Consider the following 19,572-nt stretch of genomic DNA (forward strand, 5'->3'; position numbering starts at 1 on the left):
ATTGTTGCTCTCCTTGCTTGGACATACGGAAAACCGGAGGCCTGAATGGCCGGCCGGGCTCCAGGGACATATCAAGACTTGTGCCAGCTTAAAAATAACAATTACAAATCAATCAGTTACTGTATTTTCATGATTCAACAGCCTGTTTCAGGCCCGAGATCCCATGGAAAGTGCGCAAGAAGTTGCGCAGTACTGCGCAACTTCTTGCGCACTCCTCTGTACAGCCCTAGCCATCTCGCCTACAGCCATGTACCCACAGGGTTATCCCCATTGGGGTGCGCAACTTCTTGCGCATCAAGGCCAAAAGCCATCAAGGGCAATGTAGGTGGCATGGGGCTGCCAAGACACGGGCTCACCCAGCGGCACTCGGGGGGGCTTTCCCGCCACCCAGCGACTTTAGTTCTGGTCCGATCCTCCACGCTTCGGCAGTCGGCTATAAGACTCGCCATAACCTCACCGCTGGCGGGCCCATTAATTTCGCTCGCCATAAATTGGTGATTTTCCAGTGCTTTTTTCGCTGTTAATCTTGCCGCCATGACCCATGCCACCTCCCATCGCCCCCACATTGCCTGGACGCTGTATTTCTGCGTGCTGTTCAACGTGTTCGTCTGTGGTCTGGGCCATGGGCAGATGGCCGGGCTGGAACTCAATGGCGTTGGCGGGCAGTTCTGTTCCGCCATGGGCAACCCGGGCCCGGCCCTGAACGCCGACTTCAGCGACCAGGCCGCCGCCGGCGGGCTGAGCACCTTTATGTGCCCGCTGTGCTCGGCGATCAGCCTGGGCATCGGGCTGTTGTTCTGCCTCGCCTGGCTGCTGCGTCGCCAGCAGCCGGCACGGCTCAGGATCGAGCGGCGCAGCAAGGCGCCGCCGCGTTACTCCTGGCCCGCGCTCAATCCTCGAGCACCGCCCCTGGGCTGACACCGCTCTGTGGCGACCGCCTGCGGCAGCCGCGCTTTTTCATCTCCCGGTACTTATCCTGCGGTCGCGGTTGCGACGGCTGCCGGGCGGTGTTCGATGATTATTTTTCGAGTCCGTGTCCATGAAGTTCCTGTATCGCTCCCCGAGTTGTGCGGCGCTGTGTTGCGCCCTGTCGTTCAATGCCCTGGCCGAGGGCCCGCTGCAATTGCCGCAGATGCGCATCAGCGCCGAGGAAGAGGAAAAACTCGGCCTGCAACTGGATACCCAAAGCAGCACCGGCTCGCGCCTGGGCTTGACCCCGCGGGAAACCCCGGCTTCGGTCAGTGTGGTCAACCGTCAGCAGATCGAGCAGCGCGGCGCTGCCAACACCCAGGACATGCTGGCGAGCGTGCCGGGGATGAACGCCGCCTCGTCGCCGGGTGTGCCGGGGTTCGTTTCCTATCGCGGTTTTTCCGGTGCGCAGATCACCCAGTTGTTCAACGGCATCAGCGTGCAGTACGACTCCATCGCCGCGCGCCCGGTGGACAGCTGGATCTACGACCGGGTCGAGGCGGTGGGTGGGCCTTCGAGCTTTCTCTACGGTGCCGGTGCGGTGGGCGGTTCGATCAACTACATCAGCAAACTGCCGTCGCGTACTGAATCGTTCAATGAAGGAAGGATCAGCTACGGCTCCTACGACAGCACGGAGACCTCCTTCGGTTTCAATCACGCGCTGAACGACGGGGCAGGGCCGCGGCACTACGCGCGTTTCGACGTCAGCCATACCACCAGCAACGGTTACGTCGATCGCGAACAGCGCGATGCCTGGACCACGGCCTTCTCCCTGCTGACGGATTTCAATGATCAGCTGTCCCATACCCTGGCCTACGAGTATCAGAACGAAAGCGTCGACAGTCCCTACTGGGGCACTCCGGCCCTCAGTCCCCTGGGGGGCAAGATGGAAGTGGACAAGAGCCGGCGCTTCGAGAACTACAACGTCAGTGACGGCCGTTATGAGCAGCGGGTGCAGTGGCTGCGCTCGATCATCGACTATCAGGTCGATGACCGTACCTCGCTACGCAATACCCTGTACCACTACAACGCCGACCGCGAATACCGCAACCTGGAAACCTACGCCTACAACAGCGACAACACCCAGGTGAAGCGCTCCGGCATCTTGCTTCAGCGTCACGCCCAGGAGCTCAACGGCAATCGCTTCGAGCTGCTGCATCAGAACAACCTGTTCGGCCTGGACAGCCGCTGGTCGGCGGGCATCGACTACAGCCACAACGTCATGAGCAACTACCCGCGCTCCTTGTCGGCCTCGGCCTCGAGCGTCGATCCGGGGGACTTCGATCCGGGCAGTTTCTGGGACTTGCCGGGCATGCGCCGCGGCTTCGAGAAGAACCGCCGCAACCAGGTGGACACCTGGGCGATGTTCCTGGAAAACCGTCTGCAGTTGACTGATCGCCTGTCCCTGCTCAGTGGCCTGCGTCACGATCAGATCGACCTGCAGGTGACCAACTACCGTGCTGTCACCGAGGCCAATCCGGCGTTTTTCCAGCGTAACTACCGGCCCACCACCGGGCGCCTGGGGCTGGTCTATGAACTGACCCCGTCCGCCAACGTCTACGTGCAATACAGCACCGCGGCCGATCCACCGTCGGGCATCCTGACCACCGCCAGCTATGGCCAGGTGCGGGACTTTGACCTGAGCACCGGCAATCAGTGGGAGGTCGGCAGCAAGTTCGATTTCCTCGATGGCCGTGGTTCGGCGACCCTGGCCGCCTACCGCATTGAACGCAAGAATCTCTCCACTGCCGATCCGAGCAACCCCGGCAGCAGCCAGCCGGTGGGGCAGCAGTCCTCGCGGGGCGTGGAGTTGGCGGGCTCGCTGCGGGTGACGCCCAAACTGCTGGCCGAAGGCAACTTCGCCTATGTCGATGCCCAGTACGACGAGTTCTATGAAAACGTCGGCGGCCGTTCGGTGTCGCGCAAGGGCAACAGCCCCACCAATACCCCGGACAAGGTCGCCAACCTGTGGTTGACCTATGACCTGGCGCGCTCCTGGCAGGTCGGCGCTGACAGCCGCTATGTGTCGTCGATGTACGCCAACGCGGCCAACACTCGTTATGCCCCGGCCTACACGATTTTCGGCGCTTTCGTTGGCTACCAGGTGGATAGCGACACCCGGGTCACGGCGCGGGTGCGCAACCTCACCGATCAGGTCTACGCCCGCACTACCGCGCCGACCCAGCTGTATCTGGGGGCGCCACGAACTTTCGAGCTGGCGTTGCAAACGCGCTTTTAACCTGAGAGCGCGGGGTGCCTGGTGGCACCCTGCGCCGTTGCGAGATGCCTGTGATGAAGCGTTACCTGTACCTCTGGCACCGTTGGCTGGGCATTGTCGCCTGCCTGTTCATGGCCCTGTGGTTCATCTCCGGGGTGGTGATGCTGTATGTCGGCTACCCCAAGCTGACGCCCGCCGAGCACCTGGCGCATTTGCCGGACCTGGTCCTGGACGATGAGAGCGTCGGCCTGGAGCACGTGCTGCGGGCTGCCGATGCTCGGCAGCCACCGTCGAGCATCCGCCTGACCACGGTGGCCGGTGCACCCCGTTACATCCTTGAATACCCGGGGCTGCGCAAGGTTGCGGTGGATGCCCTTAGCGGCCTGGTGCCACCGGCCGTTGGCCCGGTGGAGGCGCTGGCCGCGGCCCGACAGTTCGCCCCCGGAGTCGCGGTGGAAGATCGCGGCGCGGTGAGCGAAGACATGTGGAGCCTGTCTCGGGGCCTGGACGCCGACCGGCCCTTGCACCGGGTAGCCATCGCCGATGCCGAGCGGCGCCTGCTGTATGTTTCCGCCAGCAGCGGGGAAGTGGTGCGCGATGCCACGGCCAGCGAACGCGGCTGGAACTGGATCGGTGCCTGGTTGCACTGGCTGTACCCGTTGCGCGGTATCGGCATCGATGGCGCCTGGGGGCCGATCGTCACCTACCTGTCCCTGGCCGCGACCTTGATGACGGTGCTGGGCCTGGCGGTGGGCGTATTGCGCTGGCGCTTCAAGCGTACCTACCGCAACGGCTCGCACTCGCCATACCAGGGCTTTGCCCGCTGGCATCACCTGGGCGGCATGCTCTTCGGCGTGCTGGCGATTACCTGGATCTTCAGCGGCTTGATGTCGATGAACCCGTGGAAGATCTTCAGCAGCGCCCAGCCCTTGTCAGTGGCGGCCTATCAGGGGGCTCCGCTGAGCGCTGCGGCCTTTCCCCTGAGCGCGGCGCAGGCGCTGCGACGCTTTGCCGATGATGGCTTGCAGGCCCGGGAACTGGAGTGGCGGATGATTGGCGGCCAGGGTTATGTGATCGGTCATGACGGTGCCGGGCGTACACGAATCTTGTCCATGGCTGAGGATCAGGTGCTGCGCCGGTTCAACCCGGGCACCCTGCAGCAGGCGGCCTGGGCCATTCGCCCGCAGCAGCCGATGCTCGTCCAGCAACTGGCGGCCTACGACTTCTATTACTACGCCCGGGAACCGCAAAGCATGATGGGTCATATGCAACAGCGCCTGCCGGTGCTGCGGGTGTGCTTCGACGATCCGGCGCAGACCTGGCTGCACCTGGACCTCTATACGGGGGCCGTGGTGGGGCAACTGGACCAGCCGCGTCGAGCCTCGCGCTGGCTGTTCGCGCTGCTGCACAGCTGGGACTGGCTGCCGCTGCTGGCCAACCGGCCGCTGTGGGACCTGTGGATGCTGCTGTTCAGTGCTGGCGGTTTGCTGATCAGTGTCAGTGGCGTGGTGCTGGGCTGGCGGCGTCTGGGCCGCTCATTGCGTCCGCGTCGCGGTTGACGCCCGGCGTGGGGGATGAATACACCGACCTGGATCAGGGTTATGGGGTATTTTTCCCCCCGCCGGCGATTTAAGCCACCGGCACCGGCTGCTGCGGTGATAATGCACGCCAGCCCCACCACCCACTGCCACTGGAGCCCGTCGCGCCCATGTTCGTCATCACCCCGCAGGACCCCGAGATCTACCGTCGGCAAACCCGCCGCAGCACCCTGATCATCGCCCTGGTGTTCATCGCCCTGGCCATGCTGTTTTCCAGCGCCGCGGTGGCGGTGTTCGGCCAGCCCGGCGGTGACAACCTGGTGTGGAATGCGGCCGGGGTGTTCACCGGTCTGTTGATCAGCGCCGCCTTGTTGCGCGGGGTGTTCTGGCAGCAACCGTGGATGGCCTCGGCGGTCTACGGCTGGCGCCTCAAGCGCAGCCTGATGCGCGTGACCAACGTCATGCATCAGGTCACCGCCGGGGTCGCGGCCGGTGATCCGGCCGCGCTCAAGCTGCTGCGTTTCTATCACCTGGGGCTGATCCAGATGCACCAGCTGGACGCCAACTCCAGCGCCCACGGACAGATGCTCGGTGAAGTGGAACGGCATCTGGCGCTGCTGGCCGAGCACGGCATCGACCCGCAGCAGGAGCGCCTGGAAGCGCAGTGGCTGGAAGCGGTCAAGGCCCACCAGCCGCGCTGACCTGCCAGGGGTGATCCGGCATCGGCTTGTCGATGATCCGGGTTACCCCAGGTAGCGCCACAATGCCTCGGCGATCTCGTTGGATTGCCCCGCCTGGCCGAACAGCCGCTGGCCGATGTTCAGCCCCAGCTGGCGGTAGCTTTCAAACTGCGCCTCATCGAAAAACTGGTCCACCGTGCTCTGGTTGGGAAAACCCGGGTTGGCCCGGGCGTAGTTGACGACGTCCGGTGTCAGCCCGGCGATCAAACGCGGTTTGAGCACCAGGATCCGGCAGTGCGGCGTGGCCGCGAGGTCGGCCTGGGTCCCCGGGGCATGGGCGTAGACGTTGAGCAGCAAGGCGCACTTCTGGCTGTCGGCGCTGGCTGGCTGGCGGAACTGTTCGAGGCTGGCGAACACTGCCTTGAGTTGCGGATGCTCCAGCACCCCCGGGTCCTCGCGGATTTCCAGGGCCTGGTCGATGCGCGCCAGGCGCACCAGGTTGGCCAGGTCATCGAACTGGTAATCCGGATCACAGCCGCAGTCGCACGTGACGATCAACTCCACCTGGCGCCCTTCGCGCAGCAGTTCGTAGGTGGCGGTATTTTCGAAATGGCCACCGTCGGACAGGTACTGGTAGTCGCGGCGGTGCCCGTGAAAGCGTGAGCTCAATTCGTAGAACAGGTAGGCCTGGGTGCTGAAGTAGGTCCAGGGCTTGAGGTCCCGAGGCACCCAGCCCGATTGGCCGGGGTCGACGAAGTGGCTCGGCCACCAGATCCCCAGGCGCACGTTGGCCAGCCCGAGGATCAGCGACATGCCGAGGCTGTTGGCCCGGCCCAGGCCCGTGCTGAAGGCAGCGCCAGAGACGCCGATCCACTGGCCGAGGGTCAAGGCCCCCATGATTTCCGAGTCCGGGCCCTGGCTCAGGTCACGGCGATAGGGCTTGCCGTCGAGGCTGTAGCGTTCCGCCGGGCCTTGGTTGGCAGGTGTTGCTCTGCCCACGGCAGGCGCCCAGTTCGGCGCGATGCACAGCGGTTTGCCCTTGCGATCGCGTTGCACCAGTTGCTCGGCGGGGTCCACCGTCAGGTTCATGGTGACGTTGATCAGGTGCACCGGTCCGGCGCTGGGGGTGGCGTAGTACTGCTGCAGCGACAGGTCGTCGTTGGACATCGGCTCGGCCACGCTGAGGTAGGTGCGGCGCTGTTGGGGCGGGCCGTTGAAACGCCGGCCATTGGAGGCGCCGAGGTAGGCACGGCTCAGGCGTGCACTATAGAAAGCCTGGAGTGACGAGGTGTTGAGAAAGCCGATGAAGCGCCCGCTGATGCACACCAGCAAGGCGGCCAACAGGCTCACCGCCAGCAGGCGCCAGGCCGCCGCCGGGCTGTTGGAGACGGCGCCGCCGTCATGGGCGATCCACTGCACCAGCAGCGCCCAGCACAGGCACAGCAGGGTCAGCAGCAGGCCGCCGGCGACCAGCGCCAGCACATCCAGTGGCAGTTTGCGCATCCAGCCGGGCAGGGGTTTTTCGTCCTTGAGCAGGACCAGGCGGCGAATCAGCCAGACCAGCAGTGCCAGCAACAGCGGGGTGCCCAGGGCCTGGTAGTCCAGCAGGTAGCGATACAGCGCTTCGGCGCTGCTCACCAGCAGGGCGAGAAAACCCAGGGCCGCTGTTGCGACCATGGCCCGGCCCAGGGCGCGGGTGATCTGCACCCGATAGTTGCGCACGCAGTTGTTGCAGACGCTGTCCTTGGTCGGGTCGCGGTTGTCGGCCAATCTGCGCGTCAATTGGCGAGTGATCAGCAGGGCGTTGGTGCCGACCAGGGCGGCGGCCAGGCTCAGGCTTCCCAGCGCCTGCCATTGGGCCATGCCATAGGCCAGGGCGCCGCCGACCCACAGGCCGGCGACGATCCCCAGCATGATGCGGAACGCGGCGTTGCCCAGGCTCGGCGGCTGGTCCAGATCGCCCCGGGGGATCACCAGCCAGTACGCCACGGCGCAGGGCAGGGCGAACAGCAGCATGGCCATCAGCGGCCAGAGCAGCAGGCTGGCGTGGCTCAGGACCTGGAACAGGGTCAGCAGGCTGAGCATCAGGAGAATCGGCAGGCCGATCATTACGTGCAGTGACAGCCAGTTGCGCCAGGTCATGGCCAGGGCGTAGAGCATGTCGCCGGAACCGGTGGGGGTCAGGTAGCGGCCGTTTTCCCGGAGCCAGGCGCCGGGGCCTTGGCCCACGGGCTGTTGGGCATAGTCGACGCCGGTGCTGATGCGTCCCGGCGGCTCGAAGCGCAGCGCCTGGTAGGCATCGCGGGCGGCCTGGCCCACCGGGTCCTGGGGATCCAGGTCGCGCAGGCGTCCGGGGAGGAACAGGCTGGAGAAGAAGCTGCCGATGTAGCCGCCGCCACTGACCGTGGACAGGTAGTCGAAGCGCGACAGCAGGCTGTTGTCCGTGGCCGCGTCAGTTGGTGGCGGCTCGGCTGGCGCGGTAGGCGCCGGCGCCCGGGCCATGGCCTGCAGGACTCCGAGGCAGAAGGTTGCGCTGCGAATGCCGCCGCCAGACAGCGCCAGCCCCCAATGGCCACGGCTGGAGCGGGTTTGCCCGGGGGCTTCCTGGTGCAGGCTCAGGCGTCTGAAACGGATGCGTTGTTGCTCGATCTGGTACGGGTTCTCGTCGGATGTCATGGACCTTCCTTGGGGACGGAGGGGCAGGGGCCTGGTTGCGCCGTGGACCGGGTGCCCTGCCGAGCGCCCAGCAGAATACCGGATGCCGGGGTTTGGGTGTGCAGCGACGGCAGCGTTGATGAGGCCGCTGGAATCGGCTTTGAACCCATGTTCAAGGTCTTCGTCGGCGGTGCTAAACGGTTGGTTTCGACTTGCCTGGGGTGCAAGGTTTTCAGGATTTTCATGCATTTGGCGCATGAGAAAATAGACCGTGGTTATAACGTTAGATTTTATTCATATAAATGGACATAAGCTTTAGCCGCTATGCTGCCGCCAGTTTTTTACCTGGCCGCGTGATTTGTAGGGCTTTATTGATGGATGTGGGTAATTTCGGTTTTGTAGTTGCAGGCCTGGTTGTCGGGTTCATCGTTGGCATGACAGGGGTCGGAGGTGGCTCGCTGATGACCCCGATTCTGCTCTGGTTCGGGATCAATCCGGCCACTGCGGTGGGCACCGACCTGTTGTACGCCGCCATCACCAAATCCGGTGGGGTGCTGGTGCACCAGAAGAACCGCAACATCGATTGGCGCATCACCGGCTGGCTGACCCTGGGCAGCGTGCCGGCAGTGGTGGCCAGCCTGTGGTTCCTGAAGAACCTCGACACCGATCCCCAGGCTCTGAACGCGGTGATCAAGCAGGCCCTGGGATTTGTCCTGCTGCTCACAGCCCTGGCCATCGTCTTCAAGAAGAAGCTCATGGCCTTTGCCCAGCGTCATGGCGGTGACTACCAGCCGAGCCCTGGCGGCCTCAATGGCCTGACCGTGGTCACCGGGTTGATCCTCGGCACCATGGTCGCCCTGACCTCCATCGGTGCGGGTGCCCTGGGCACCGTGGCGCTGTTCATTCTCTACCCGTTCCTGGCCACCAAGCGCTTGGTGGGCACCGAGATTGCCCATGCTGTGCCCCTGACTCTGGTGGCTGGCCTGGGGCATGCCAGCATGGGCAACATGGACTGGCACCTGCTGGGTTTCCTGTTGATGGGTTCGCTGCCGGGGATCTGGGTCGGCAGTCACATGAGCGGACGCATCTCCGACGAGATCCTGCGGCCGTGCCTGGCAGTCATGCTGTTCTCCATCGGCTACAAGCTGGCCTTCTGAGGCCTCGCTGGCCGGGCCGCCTCAGGCCCGGCGATACAACGCCAGAAACCCCGCCAACGAGAGCATCGCCACACCGCAGCATTGGTTGAGCCGGCGCATACCGGTCTGGGTCAGGAGCTTCGCCGCCTGCACCCCTCCGGCGGCATACAAGCCCATCACCATCACCTCGACGATTGCCGTGACCAGCGCCAGGGTGGCGTATTGGGCAAAGACCGGCTGGGCTGGATCTACGAACTGTGGCAGGAAGGCGGTGAAAAACAGCAGCACCTTGGGGTTGGTCATGGCCACCGAGAAGCTGCGCCGGAACACCTCGCCATGTCGCGAGCCGGCCCGCACCTGCTGGGCGTCGAGGGCCAGGGGCGCGCTGCGCCAGAGCTGGAAACCGAGCCAGGCCAGGTAAACCACGCCGACCCACTTCAAGACCATGAACAGCTGCTGCGAGGCCATCAGCATGGCCCCCAGGCCCAAGCCCACGGCAGCAATGATCAGCACATCCGAGAGCGCCGCGCCGGCCATGCCCACCGCCACCAGCTGGCGATTGCGCGAGGTGCCGTTGGCCATGGCCAGCAGCGAGGTGGGGCCGGGAATCAATGCGCCGATAAAGCAGCTTGAGGTGTAGAGCAGCAAGGTGGTGGTGTTCATGGGGCGTTCTCGACAAGAAGAGGGCATCGGCGTCGATGGAGCATGCCCCAAGCCGGCGAGGGTTTAAAGGCGCTTGCGGGATTGCTGGTGGTTTGCATGGATGATTGGTTGCTGGTGGCTGCCTTTGGCCAAGAACAGTCATTGAGCGCCTTTTTCAGAACGCTCATAGGTCAGGAATACCTGCTGATTGTGCGGTATAAGGCGACGCATCAATCAACTCCAGGACGCGCTGCGAAACGCTTATTCATCGTCCCCGTAGTATTTGACGCCAATGCGGATGATGTCCCGCCCCTGGTCCTTGCGATGGTGGTTGGTGTCGCGCAGGGAGTAAATGCAACCACAATATTCCTGCTGATAAAAACGTTCGCGCTTGCTGATTTCGATCATCCGCGCCGAGCCGCCACCCTTGCGCCAGTTGTAGTCCCAATAGGTGATGCCCGGATACTTTTGTGCGCTGCGGATGCCGCTGTCGGTGATTTGCTTCATGTCTTTCCAGCGCGAGATACCGAGGGAGCTGGAAATCACGGTGAAGTCGTTTTCATAGGCGTAAAGCGCGGTGCGTTCGAAGCGCATATCGAAGCACATGGTGCAGCGCACGCCGCGCTCGGGTTCATGCTCCATGCCTCTGGCACGTTCGAACCAGTTGTCTTTATCGTAATCGGCATCGATAAACGGCACCTTGTGCTCTTCGGCAAAGCGGATGTTCTCGTCCTTGCGCAATAGGTATTCACGCTCAGGGTGGATGTTCGGGTTATAGAAGAAGATGGTGTAGTCGATGCCCGAGGCGCTGATCGCTTCCATCACCTCTCCCGAACAGGGCGCGCAACAGGAGTGCAACAGCAACTTGTCCGCGCCATCGGGAAGGCTGAGTTGAGGCCTTTTGATGTTTGTCATGACGGAGTGTCCTGGGTATATCGGTCCAAATGAGCAACCGGAGCACAGTGCAGTGCTCCGCTAACCTGTAGGTAAACGTCGCTAGAAGCCCCCCAAATGGCTCCGGTGCCATGAGTATTCATGGACTTGCTAAGGCTCTCGCTTGATTGACGCGTAAAAGCGGGCCGCGAAGGTAAATGCTCAAACCGCGCTATGTGCGGCGAGGTTGCAATACTGTCCTTTGAAATACAGCAATGGCTGCGTAGCGGCAGCTTCTTGTAGTTTTAACGCTTTCACTTCACCAATCACGATCAGATGATCACCTGCGGCGTGTTCGACGTGAATTTCGCAATCAAGCCAGTGCAGGCTGCCGACAATTATCGGATTACCCAGCGGCGATTCCTGCCATTCGACTCCGTGCCACTTGTCCGTGCCTTTTCGAGCGAACTGGTTGGAAATATTGACCTGCTCACCTGACAGGATATTGACTACGAATCGACCTGCCTGGCGAATTTTGGGATAGCTGGCCGAACTGGACATTACGCTGAATGACACCAGCGGCGGGTTCATCGACACGCTATAGAACGACTGGCAAGTGAAGCCAATCGGCTCGCCATCAATGTGTGATGTAATCACCGTGATACCGGAAGCGTAATACCCGAGCGCTTCGCGAAAGCTCAATGGCTCGATAGCAGTACTAGGAAGTGACATGGTAGATCCTAAATATTGAGTGCGACTCGAAAGTGCTAGGGAAGGTCTGAAGTCGTCCGGTAATTTTGGTTGAGTTCAACCTTTGCCAATTTTGAAAGCGGGCCATCGAGCAAAACCGACCAGATAGCCCACTTTATTCTTCGGGCAACCTGGTCGGCGAATTGCAATAGATTCGGCGAGTCCTTTCAGAATCTCCCTGAAACTTCCACCGTCTTCAATCCTCCCGTACAGCACTTCCGACTTTAGCTCAGCACTAGTTCGAGAGTTCTCTTCGGACGATTTCTGCGCCGGCACTGAGCGCATTTAGCTTGCCTCTTGCTACTCGACGAGATAAAGGGGCCATGCCACAGTTGGTGCAAGGATAGAGCTTGTCGGCATCTACAAACTGAAGTGCTTTTCGTAGGGTATTGGCTACTTCCTCTGGTGTCTCAATGGTGTTGGATGCCACATCAATGGCCCCTACCATCACTTTTTTACCTCGGATGAGCTCAATAAGATCCATTGGCACATGAGAGTTGTGACATTCCAGTGAGATTATATCGATACTGGATTTTTGCAGTTTGGGGAAAGCCTCTTCATATTGTCGCCACTCTGACCCCAAAGTCTTCTTCCAGTCTGTATTGGCTTTGATGCCATAGCCATAGCAGATATGTACAGCGGTTTCACACTTAAGGCCTTCAATTGCCCTTTCCAAGGTGGCAACTCCCCAATCATTTACCTCATCAAAGAAAACATTGAATGCGGGCTCATCGAATTGAATGATGTCAACGCCGGCAGCCTCTAACTCTCTGGCTTCCTGGTTGAGGATTTTGGCGAATTCCCATGCCAGTTTTTCGCGACTTTTATAATGGTTGTCATAAAGTGTATCGATCATAGTCATGGGACCTGGCAAAGCCCATTTTATGGGTTGCTTGGTTTGCTGACGTAGAAACTTGGCATCTTCAACAAAAACTGGCTTTTGGCGAGTAACAGCACCAACGACCGTCGGTACGCTGGCGTCATAGCGGTCACGAATTCGAACGGTTTCACGTTTTTCGAAATCAACGCCGTCGAGGTGCTCAATAAACGTAGTGACAAAGTGTTGGCGGGTTTGCTCACCATCACTGACAATATCTATGCCTGCTTGTTGTTGCTCTTGCAGCGACAAGCGTAAAGCATCTTGCTTGCCCTCAATCAATTCCTCGTCTTGCAATTTCCAAGGTGACCAAAGTGTCTCGGATTGTGCAAGCCAAGAGGGTTTAGGTAAGCTGCCGGCAGTTGAGGTGGGTAACAATTTTTTCATAATGGATGACCTTGTATTTTTGACTAGTCAAAGAGCGTAATTGGCGGACCACTGCTCAAGAGTGGCTTGGTATGGTTTGATAAAGTGCTCTTCAACAAACTTCCCTTGCTCAATAGCCAGTCGGCCACGTTCTTCTCGATCATAAACAATTCGAGTCAGTGAATAATCTTGGTGCTTCAAGCTGGGTTGATAGGACTGTCCTGCTGCAGAGTTGGCGTTGTAAATTTCTGGGCGGTAAATCTTCTGGAAGGTGTCCATCGTGCTGATGGTGCTGATAAGTTCAAGGTTGGTGTAATCACCTAGCAAGTCGCCAGCAAAATAAAAAGCCAAAGGCGCCACGCTATTTGCAGGCATGAAATAACGAACCTTTAACCCCATTTTTTTGAAATATTCGTCAGTCAAAGAATATTCACTTTGCTGGTATTCAATGCCCAGAACAGGATGCTGGTTTTCAGTCCGTTGATAGGTCTTGCTGCTCGAAACACTTAGGCATATAACCGGAAGCTTGTTGAAGTGATCTTTATAAGTGCTTGAATTAACGAAGTGCTTGAATAATTTTCCATGCAGATCTCCAAAATTATCTGGAGTGCCAAACTCGGACTGATTCTTGTTGTGCCCCAACAACAGCACGCTAAAGTCATAGTCTCGCACGTAAGAGGAAAAGTTATTCCCTACAATGCCCGCGGTGCGTTCGTTGGTTTTTCGATCAACAATATTCGTTTTCAATATTTCAATCAGCGGGACGGCATTGCCGATGCTTTTAATGTCAATAGCCATCTCAACGGAAATTATTTCAAGTTCGACAGCATAGCGATCGCCTTTGGGGTTATCCCAGTGCGCCAAGGCATTGAAACGATTGTCAATCATCCTTAAAGTGTTGCGCAAGTTCTCTTGGCGGCTCTTTCCTCTGGCCAAGTTGGCAAAATTTGTAGTGATGCGCGTATTTTCTGAGGGATGATAGTTTTCGTCGAAACAAATGCTCTTGATGGTAAATGTAAACTCTTTGTTCATTGTGATCTGGCACCCTGGTTGTCCGAGATAAAGCCTGAGTTTATTTATGGCTTTCCAGTTTTTGTTTTTCTGGCTTTTAACTCGAAGGTATTTATATTCCCTATAATTAATACGTATTTTATGCTGGCCTATGGATTGAGTGAAAACGAATTGATTTCATTAAAGCCTTTAGCCATATTCATGATGTGGTGTCCGGTTAGTTGCCCAAGTCCCTGTCCCGCAGGATTCACTGAATCGTCCTGGCTTTTGTAGCGGAAGCTCAGCACTGTTCAAGCGTCTCGACCCCTTGCTGGCGAAGACTTACCGGTCATGTAGAGACGGTCGTCCTCGGCTTGAGGCCGAGCGTGTCCTCAATACCCGGGTGCTGATCAGCAGCAATGACTGCATCAAGGTGCTCGACCTTGATGGCCGGCTGTCGTTCATCAGCGAAGGTGGCCAGCGGGGCATGGAGGTCCGCGATTTCAACGCGATTGTCGGCTGTCCCTGGGCGGATTCCTGGCGAGGGGAGAGCAACCAGGCGGCGCTGGCAGCCCTGGTCGTAGCGCGGGGTGGTGAATCGGCGCGTTTTCAGGGCGCCGCCGAGACCTTGGCCGGCACCCGTAAATGGCGGGATGGGCAAGTCACGCCGATGCTCGATGAGGCCGCCAGCCGGAGAAGATCCTCTGCATCTCGCGGGACATCAGTGCCACCCGCGAGGCCGCGGCTGACCCAGATGATCAATCCACTGATCGGTGCTTGCATCGAACTGTGTATCGAGCTGCAGCAGCCCTGCTACATCCACGCCGATGCCGGCCAGTTCGATACCGCGCTGATCAACATGACGGTCAACGCCCGGGGCGCGATGCACGGCGAAGGCCTGTTGGTGATTGCCGTGGAACGTGTGGCGCAGATTCCGGCCTGTCCCAGGTGTTCGGCGTCGCCCAGCAGTCCGGCGGCGGCCTGGTGATCTACCGCCAGCCCGGTCAGGGCACGCGCTTCACCCTGTTCCTGCCGCGTTCCGCAGCCTTGGCATCGCTGCAGGTCGGCGGCCAGGGCGCCACGTTGCTGGTGGCGGACAACCCACAGATCGGGGCGCTGTTGGTCCAGGCCTTGAACGAAGCGATAAGCCCATCGGCAAACCCCTGCAGAGGCAACGCCTCAATCCGGCTCAAGACAATATGGCTTCGATCACCAGGACATTGGCAGAGGCGGTATGGACGTTGAACATGCATCTGGGAGTGATGGTCGAGCCTGATTCGATCAGGACTTCCTGTTCATTTTCCATTCCAGGTGCGCCTTTGCGGTAGATCACGGCTTTTCTGTTGCCATAGGGGGCGTTCAGGATCCAGATCGCAGGGATGGGGTTAGGGGCCGGATTGAGATCGTGATAGGCATGCCAGGCGGCAATCTGTGGGCAGAATGAAGTCGAGAGTGGCTTGCTGGTGGTGAACGAAGCCACCTCTCTTGGATGGCAGGAGCCACCGTGAAACAGCACCTGGCCGGCAGCCAGCGCTCTTCCAAAGCGCCTGACCTCATCATTCAGGGTTGCCAAGCAGACGGTGCTTGAGCCTCTTTGATAGCGCTTCAACGGGGCCGAGTCTTTCAGGTAGGGCATGGCGGACTTGGCCTGTTTGAGGGACGCATGCTCCTCGAGTTGACGCCGGAACTCGTTGACCACTCCTGAGCCGCCGAAGTGGTTCAGGGTATGGATGACAAAGTCCCTGGCATTGGTAACGGTCTGTTGTTCGCGCAAGGGCACGGTTGGCCACTTGTTTTTGAGCGCGGCTTCATGAAACAGAACTTCTCGTTGGTCCAGTGGCCTGTCGCTGATGGGGTAGAGGTCGATCAATGGAAGGTGGTTCATGCATCCCAGTCCTTGTTCTCAGCATCGACAGCGTGTCGGATGGGGGAGGAGTAATGAAAACCCCTGCTTGAGAGGCTGATGTGCAGGAGTTTTTCATGTTCACTGGGGACCCGGCAATTTTCCTTTCGACGTTATTCAGCGAGCCTTGCTGAACCATTCCTGTGCCGAACGCCATAGGCAGATCCCCAGGAAGTACGCCGAAGCCGTCAGCCACAAGCCCATGATCGGCGGGCTGCGCAGCGGGTGGCCGAGCACCAGCAGTGCGCCGCTGAGCAGCCAGACAAAGGTCACGATGATGTTCAGCGGCATCCACTTGCGCACTCGGAAAGGGTGCAGGAACTGCACCCGCGTTGCGGTCAGCAGGGCCAGGGCGAAGATGCTCAGCAAGCTCAGCCAGGGGCCGGTCCCGATCAGGTAGAAACACAGGGCGACCACGTTCCAGGCGGCGGGAAAGCCCTGGAAGTAGTTGTCGTGGCTCTTCATGTTGACGTTGCAGAAGCACAGCAGCGAGGACAGCAGGATCAGCGAGGTGGCCAGCAGCGCGCTGTATTCCGGCAGGGGAATGTAGCGGTAGATGAACAGCGCCGGGATGAACACATAGGTCAGGTAGTCGATCACCAGGTCGAGTACCGAGCCGTCGATATTCGGCAGTACCGAGCTGGTCTTGACCTTGCGCGCCAGGGAACCGTCGACGCCATCCACCAGCAGCGCCACCCCCAGCCACAACAGGCAGGCTTTGGGCTGGTTGTCGAACAGCGCCAGGGTTGCGAGCAAGGCGCTGACCACCCCGGTGGCGGTGAAACCATGGGCGCCCCAGGCTTTGATTCTGGCAATTTTCAGGGTTGAGATCACAGGGCGTTTCTCCAGCGGCGGTGATGCCTGGCAGGTGGCCGGCGCTGGAGCGCCGGCCACCTGCCAGATTGCAGTTATCGACCGGAAAGCCTTGTAGAAGGTTCAGCGCGATATGGACGCTTGAACAGTCTGTTTGAGCTGCTCTGCCCACGGCGCAAAAGGCCGCTAACGGGTGCTTTCGATCAACTGCTGTTGATTCTAGGAGCTGTGGCGAGAGGGCGTGGAAAAACCCACAGACCTCGGTGCAGGCGGTGGTGTTGTGGCCTGGTGAGTGTGGCTCAGCAGCACAGGGAAAGCGCCACGTCAGGAAGCGTTCTTGGCCGTCGCCAGGGTTTTCATGGCGTAGGCGCCCCGGCCAATGCCACGCCAAGGCCAACGAGTGAGCCGCCGATGAGTTGGGCGATATCCAGGCTGATTTCAAAGTCGGGTTCGGTTGAGAGTAACTTGTAAGTTGCACGAGCCAAGAATGACAGCGCGCCGATCAATGATAAGGCGCCCACCGCAGTACACGGTGTCTTTGTATTTTCTGGTGGGTTGGGTCGGCTGGTGCCGGTGCGCTATTGAATGTCAGGGTTTGCTCTTGTAACTGATTTATCTGATCTTCGAGTTGCTTGAGGGTTTTCTCTTTGTATAGCTTGGCATCGTTGCACTTTTTAGTTCGAGTTGCAGGTCTCCAGTGTCTTTGACTTGGGCCTGTTTTTTGTCCGTGGTGTTTTCTGGTGCTTGAAGGCTTTCGATCATGCCTTGCAGTTGTTTTTAAATTAATGAATGAGTCACTTCTTCGCCAATTTTCTTGAACATTTGTAGTCGTTGCTTGAGCTCCAGGCACACGGCGCTTAGGTACAGTCCATGACGGATGATGCCTGGGACGAGCACTGTAGCGAGATTGGAGACTAGTATCGGTGCGCTAAAAATCAATGCTCCGTGGAGAGTTTCTTATACTCAATGACACTATTGGTCGAGCAGAAATGATATGAGGATTGAATGCTTGAATGGCTAGCTATTTAGTTGTGCTTTAAGTGTTTTATAATCTATCGGATTGGGTTTTTATTGAATGTTTCTGGGTTTCGGGGGAGGGCTGTTAACTGTGCTGTTAGGTTTGCGGTGATTGGAAGCAAGACGCTTTTGCAGTGTCTATCAAATGTGCTTGATTTCGATGGTTGGTACATCGTCAAGTCAGGAGTGCGCCTATTCTCGGAAAGCGTAGTTGCGTAACTTTTCCTAATTGCCAATAAGGAACTTGATTATGAGCGATCCGACCTTCTCTATCTCTGCCTGGAACCCGGAAGTGAGTGGCTTGACGATGGGTAAAATGAAATGCAGTCCAGAGGGCGTTGGGTATGCCCTGACTGAAGCGATGCAATTCAATGTCAATGTTACCGCACCTCCCAGTGGCGCTTTTTTTGTCAACCCCGGCAACCATGGGGTGGTGAAGATCGTTCTGAGTAGTGAGCATCAGATTGATGACGCCTGGCCGATTTTTCCGCTGAGTGCGGAGGTGATTTCCGCTGTGCGCCTGGACATCGCTACTGAGATTTCCACTGACCGCAAGACCGTCCAATTCGACGTCCGCACAGGTGACTCCACGGGGCTGATCTTTACCACCGCTTTTGTCATCCAATTCTCCCCTGAAGTTCGGCCTTGTGCTGATGGGCCAGCGATCTAGGCGTCCGTGTCAGGTTGTCCTGCAGGGCATTGGATGATGGGGCGCTGAACCTGTACCGGGCGGTGCCAAGAGGACACATCGGGCTCGGAAGCGGTCGCGAGACAGCACAACGCCGCCTGCCCAGTACTGGGCAGGCGGTGTTGTTTTTTGCTGGGGGCAGTCTTGGGTCAGCTATTTCTGCTGTGCCAGTACGCTGAGGATCTTGTGGGCTGCCTTGACCCGTTCCTCGTTGGGGTAGTTCTTGTTGGCCAGCAGGACGATGCCGATCTGCTGGCTCGGGACAAACACCACATAGGCGCCGAAGCCCCCGGTGGAGCCGGTCTTGTTGTACAGCGCGTCAGCCTTGGGCGGTTGCACCGGCGTCAGCCATTGCACCGGGTGCGGTTCGAGGATCATCTGCGCTGAGTTGCCAGCCAGCAGCCGCTCCAGGGACACGGGGTAGTTGTAGCGTTCCCAGCCCAGGCCCTGGGTCATGTCGCCAACCTGGTAGTAACCGCTCTGGGTGCTGGCCAGGGCTTGTTTCAGGGGGGCGTCGAACTGGCCTGGTTGCAGATTGCCGGCAACGTACTGCAGCAGGTCCGGGGCGCTGGTCTTGATCCCGTAGGCCTCGGCGTCGAGGGGGCCGGGGCTGACCCGTATCGCTTGGCCCTGCTTGTCGTAGCCCTTGGCGTAATGCTGTTGCTGGTCCTGCGGTACGTGCAGGTAGCTGTGCTTGAGGCCGAATTTGGGCAACAGCGTGTGTTCGATCAACTGGTCGAACGGCTGGCCCAGGCTGCGGGCGGCGAGGTAGCCGAGCAGGCCGATGCTGGGGTTGGAATACTGGCGCTGGCTACCGGCGCTGAAGCTGGGTTTCCAGGTGTTGAAGTAGTCGAGGATCTGGTTCTCGCTCTGGACCGCGTCGGGGAACTGCAGCGGCAGGCCGCCCGCCGTGTAGGTACCCAGTTGCAGCAGGCTGATGCCGTTCAGGGCGCTGCCGCGCAGGGCCGGCAGGTACTGGCTGGCCTTGTCGGTGAGGGCCAGTTTACCGCTGGCCTGGGCATAGCCGGCCAGGGTCGCGGTATAGGTCTTGCTCACCGAGCCAACTTCGAACAGGGTGTCGTTGTCCACGGGGCTTTGGTTCTCCTTGGAGGCCAACCCGTAGTTAAAGTAATGTCGTTTGCCATCGACGATAATCGCCACGGCCATGCCGGGAATGCCTTGCTGCTGCATCAGCGGGCGGATGGTGGCATCCACGGTGGTTTTCAGAGCGTTGTCGGCGGTATCCGCAGCGAGGGCGTGCGCGGTACCGAGGAGCAGCGCGCAGGCGCTGATGATGCCTAATCCGCTTGAGGTTATTTGCCGCATGATGGGTGGTTTTCCATGTGCTTTGATTATTCTTGCCGCTGGATTGCGAGCAACTTTTCGGTCTGGGGGTTGTTTGCGGGTAGCTTCTGGCGCAGTGCTCGCGAGGTCTTACTGACCGGCGAGGGCGCGCT

General features: G+C 59.4%; 17 protein-coding genes. 7 read left to right on the plus strand and 10 right to left on the minus strand.

The window, feature by feature from the left end; translation table 11 throughout:
- Positions 1-534 precede the first annotated feature (534 nt).
- The 4 genes from GV819_RS31600 to GV819_RS31615 all read left to right on the plus strand — a co-directional run bounded on the left by GV819_RS31600 (position 535) and on the right by GV819_RS31615 (position 5,426).
- Complete coding sequence (locus GV819_RS31600) at positions 535-918, plus strand: DUF2946 domain-containing protein (protein WP_161759953.1); 384 nt, start codon at positions 535-537, stop codon at positions 916-918.
- Positions 919-1,039: 121 nt separating this feature from the next.
- Positions 1,040-3,208 (plus strand): TonB-dependent receptor, encoded by a 2,169-nt coding sequence (locus GV819_RS31605; RefSeq protein ID WP_161759954.1) that lies wholly within the window; start codon positions 1,040-1,042, stop codon positions 3,206-3,208.
- Positions 3,209-3,261: 53 nt separating this feature from the next.
- Positions 3,262-4,746: a PepSY-associated TM helix domain-containing protein gene (locus GV819_RS31610; RefSeq protein WP_161759955.1), complete on the plus strand. Its 1,485-nt coding sequence runs from the start codon at positions 3,262-3,264 to the stop codon at positions 4,744-4,746.
- A 149-nt stretch (positions 4,747-4,895) separates the two neighbouring features.
- A complete protein-coding gene (locus GV819_RS31615) occupies positions 4,896-5,426 on the plus strand; it encodes a DUF3087 domain-containing protein (RefSeq protein ID WP_161759956.1) in 531 nt (176 codons plus the stop codon).
- A 42-nt stretch (positions 5,427-5,468) separates the two neighbouring features.
- Here GV819_RS31615 and GV819_RS31620 read toward each other — a convergent pair whose 3' ends face one another.
- Positions 5,469-8,081 (minus strand): hypothetical protein, encoded by a 2,613-nt coding sequence (locus GV819_RS31620; protein ID WP_161759957.1) that lies wholly within the window; start codon positions 8,079-8,081, stop codon positions 5,469-5,471.
- Between the two features lie 353 nt (positions 8,082-8,434).
- On the opposite strand from GV819_RS31620, the gene GV819_RS31625 reads away from it, so the two are divergent.
- On the plus strand, positions 8,435-9,217 hold the full coding sequence (locus GV819_RS31625) for a sulfite exporter TauE/SafE family protein (RefSeq protein WP_161759958.1): 783 nt from the start codon (positions 8,435-8,437) through the stop codon (positions 9,215-9,217).
- 21 nt (positions 9,218-9,238) lie between these two features.
- Here GV819_RS31625 and GV819_RS31630 read toward each other — a convergent pair whose 3' ends face one another.
- The 5 genes from GV819_RS31630 to GV819_RS31650 all read right to left on the minus strand — a co-directional run bounded on the left by GV819_RS31630 (position 9,239) and on the right by GV819_RS31650 (position 13,736).
- The gene (locus GV819_RS31630; protein WP_161759959.1) at positions 9,239-9,859 is read right to left on the minus strand and encodes a LysE family translocator; all 621 of its coding nucleotides are present in this window, start codon (positions 9,857-9,859) and stop codon (positions 9,239-9,241) included.
- A 240-nt stretch (positions 9,860-10,099) separates the two neighbouring features.
- A complete protein-coding gene (locus tag GV819_RS31635; RefSeq protein ID WP_161759960.1) occupies positions 10,100-10,753 on the minus strand; it encodes an epoxyqueuosine reductase QueH in 654 nt (217 codons plus the stop codon).
- A 180-nt stretch (positions 10,754-10,933) separates the two neighbouring features.
- The gene (locus GV819_RS31640; RefSeq protein ID WP_161759961.1) at positions 10,934-11,443 is read right to left on the minus strand and encodes a flavin reductase family protein; all 510 of its coding nucleotides are present in this window, start codon (positions 11,441-11,443) and stop codon (positions 10,934-10,936) included.
- Positions 11,444-11,696: 253 nt separating this feature from the next.
- Positions 11,697-12,725 (minus strand): methionine synthase, encoded by a 1,029-nt coding sequence (locus GV819_RS31645; RefSeq protein ID WP_161759962.1) that lies wholly within the window; start codon positions 12,723-12,725, stop codon positions 11,697-11,699.
- Between the two features lie 27 nt (positions 12,726-12,752).
- A complete protein-coding gene (locus GV819_RS31650; protein WP_161759963.1) occupies positions 12,753-13,736 on the minus strand; it encodes a DUF1852 domain-containing protein in 984 nt (327 codons plus the stop codon).
- A gap of 286 nt (positions 13,737-14,022) precedes the next feature.
- Here GV819_RS31650 and GV819_RS33920 point away from each other — a divergent pair, with 286 nt between their 5' ends.
- Positions 14,023-14,682, plus strand: a complete 660-nt coding sequence (locus tag GV819_RS33920) for a PAS domain-containing protein (RefSeq protein WP_434738448.1) — start codon at positions 14,023-14,025, stop codon at positions 14,680-14,682.
- A gap of 16 nt (positions 14,683-14,698) precedes the next feature.
- On the opposite strand, the gene GV819_RS33425 is transcribed toward GV819_RS33920, so the two are convergent.
- The 3 genes from GV819_RS33425 to pcsA all read right to left on the minus strand — a co-directional run bounded on the left by GV819_RS33425 (position 14,699) and on the right by pcsA (position 16,431).
- Entirely contained in the window at positions 14,699-14,887 is a 189-nt protein-coding gene (locus tag GV819_RS33425; RefSeq protein ID WP_256667698.1) for a hypothetical protein, read from the minus strand.
- Entirely contained in the window at positions 14,884-15,579 is a 696-nt protein-coding gene (locus GV819_RS31660; RefSeq protein ID WP_161759964.1) for a hypothetical protein, read from the minus strand. Before GV819_RS31660 ends, GV819_RS33425 begins: the two co-directional genes overlap by 4 nt.
- A 135-nt stretch (positions 15,580-15,714) precedes the next feature.
- Positions 15,715-16,431, minus strand: coding sequence for a phosphatidylcholine synthase (gene pcsA, locus GV819_RS31665; RefSeq protein ID WP_161759965.1), 717 nt, complete (start codon positions 16,429-16,431; stop codon positions 15,715-15,717).
- Positions 16,432-17,677: 1,246 nt separating this feature from the next.
- On the opposite strand from pcsA, the gene GV819_RS31670 reads away from it, so the two are divergent.
- On the plus strand, positions 17,678-18,097 hold the full coding sequence (locus tag GV819_RS31670) for a hypothetical protein (RefSeq protein WP_161759966.1): 420 nt from the start codon (positions 17,678-17,680) through the stop codon (positions 18,095-18,097).
- A 171-nt stretch (positions 18,098-18,268) separates the two neighbouring features.
- Here the strand turns inward: GV819_RS31670 and ampC are convergent, their stop codons facing one another.
- Complete coding sequence (gene ampC, locus GV819_RS31675; RefSeq protein WP_161759967.1) at positions 18,269-19,441, minus strand: class C beta-lactamase; 1,173 nt, start codon at positions 19,439-19,441, stop codon at positions 18,269-18,271.
- Positions 19,442-19,572: the final 131 nt, after the last annotated feature.

This window comes from Pseudomonas sp. Fl5BN2 (genome assembly GCF_009908205.1).
Lineage (GTDB): Bacteria > Pseudomonadota > Gammaproteobacteria > Pseudomonadales > Pseudomonadaceae > Aquipseudomonas.

Coding starts and splice junctions, on each gene's coding strand:
- GV819_RS31600 (WP_161759953.1), top strand. CDS start 535: ATGACCCATGCCACCTCCCATCGCCCCCACATTGCCTGGACGCTGTAT.
- GV819_RS31605 (WP_161759954.1), top strand. CDS start 1,040: ATGAAGTTCCTGTATCGCTCCCCGAGTTGTGCGGCGCTGTGTTGCGCC.
- GV819_RS31610 (WP_161759955.1), top strand. CDS start 3,262: ATGAAGCGTTACCTGTACCTCTGGCACCGTTGGCTGGGCATTGTCGCC.
- GV819_RS31615 (WP_161759956.1), top strand. CDS start 4,896: ATGTTCGTCATCACCCCGCAGGACCCCGAGATCTACCGTCGGCAAACC.
- GV819_RS31620 (WP_161759957.1), bottom strand. CDS start 8,081: ATGACATCCGACGAGAACCCGTACCAGATCGAGCAACAACGCATCCGT.
- GV819_RS31625 (WP_161759958.1), top strand. CDS start 8,435: ATGGATGTGGGTAATTTCGGTTTTGTAGTTGCAGGCCTGGTTGTCGGG.
- GV819_RS31630 (WP_161759959.1), bottom strand. CDS start 9,859: ATGAACACCACCACCTTGCTGCTCTACACCTCAAGCTGCTTTATCGGC.
- GV819_RS31635 (WP_161759960.1), bottom strand. CDS start 10,753: ATGACAAACATCAAAAGGCCTCAACTCAGCCTTCCCGATGGCGCGGAC.
- GV819_RS31640 (WP_161759961.1), bottom strand. CDS start 11,443: ATGTCACTTCCTAGTACTGCTATCGAGCCATTGAGCTTTCGCGAAGCG.
- GV819_RS31645 (WP_161759962.1), bottom strand. CDS start 12,725: ATGAAAAAATTGTTACCCACCTCAACTGCCGGCAGCTTACCTAAACCC.
- GV819_RS31650 (WP_161759963.1), bottom strand. CDS start 13,736: ATGAACAAAGAGTTTACATTTACCATCAAGAGCATTTGTTTCGACGAA.
- GV819_RS31660 (WP_161759964.1), bottom strand. CDS start 15,579: ATGAACCACCTTCCATTGATCGACCTCTACCCCATCAGCGACAGGCCA.
- GV819_RS31670 (WP_161759966.1), top strand. CDS start 17,678: ATGAGCGATCCGACCTTCTCTATCTCTGCCTGGAACCCGGAAGTGAGT.
- ampC (WP_161759967.1), bottom strand. CDS start 19,441: ATGCGGCAAATAACCTCAAGCGGATTAGGCATCATCAGCGCCTGCGCG.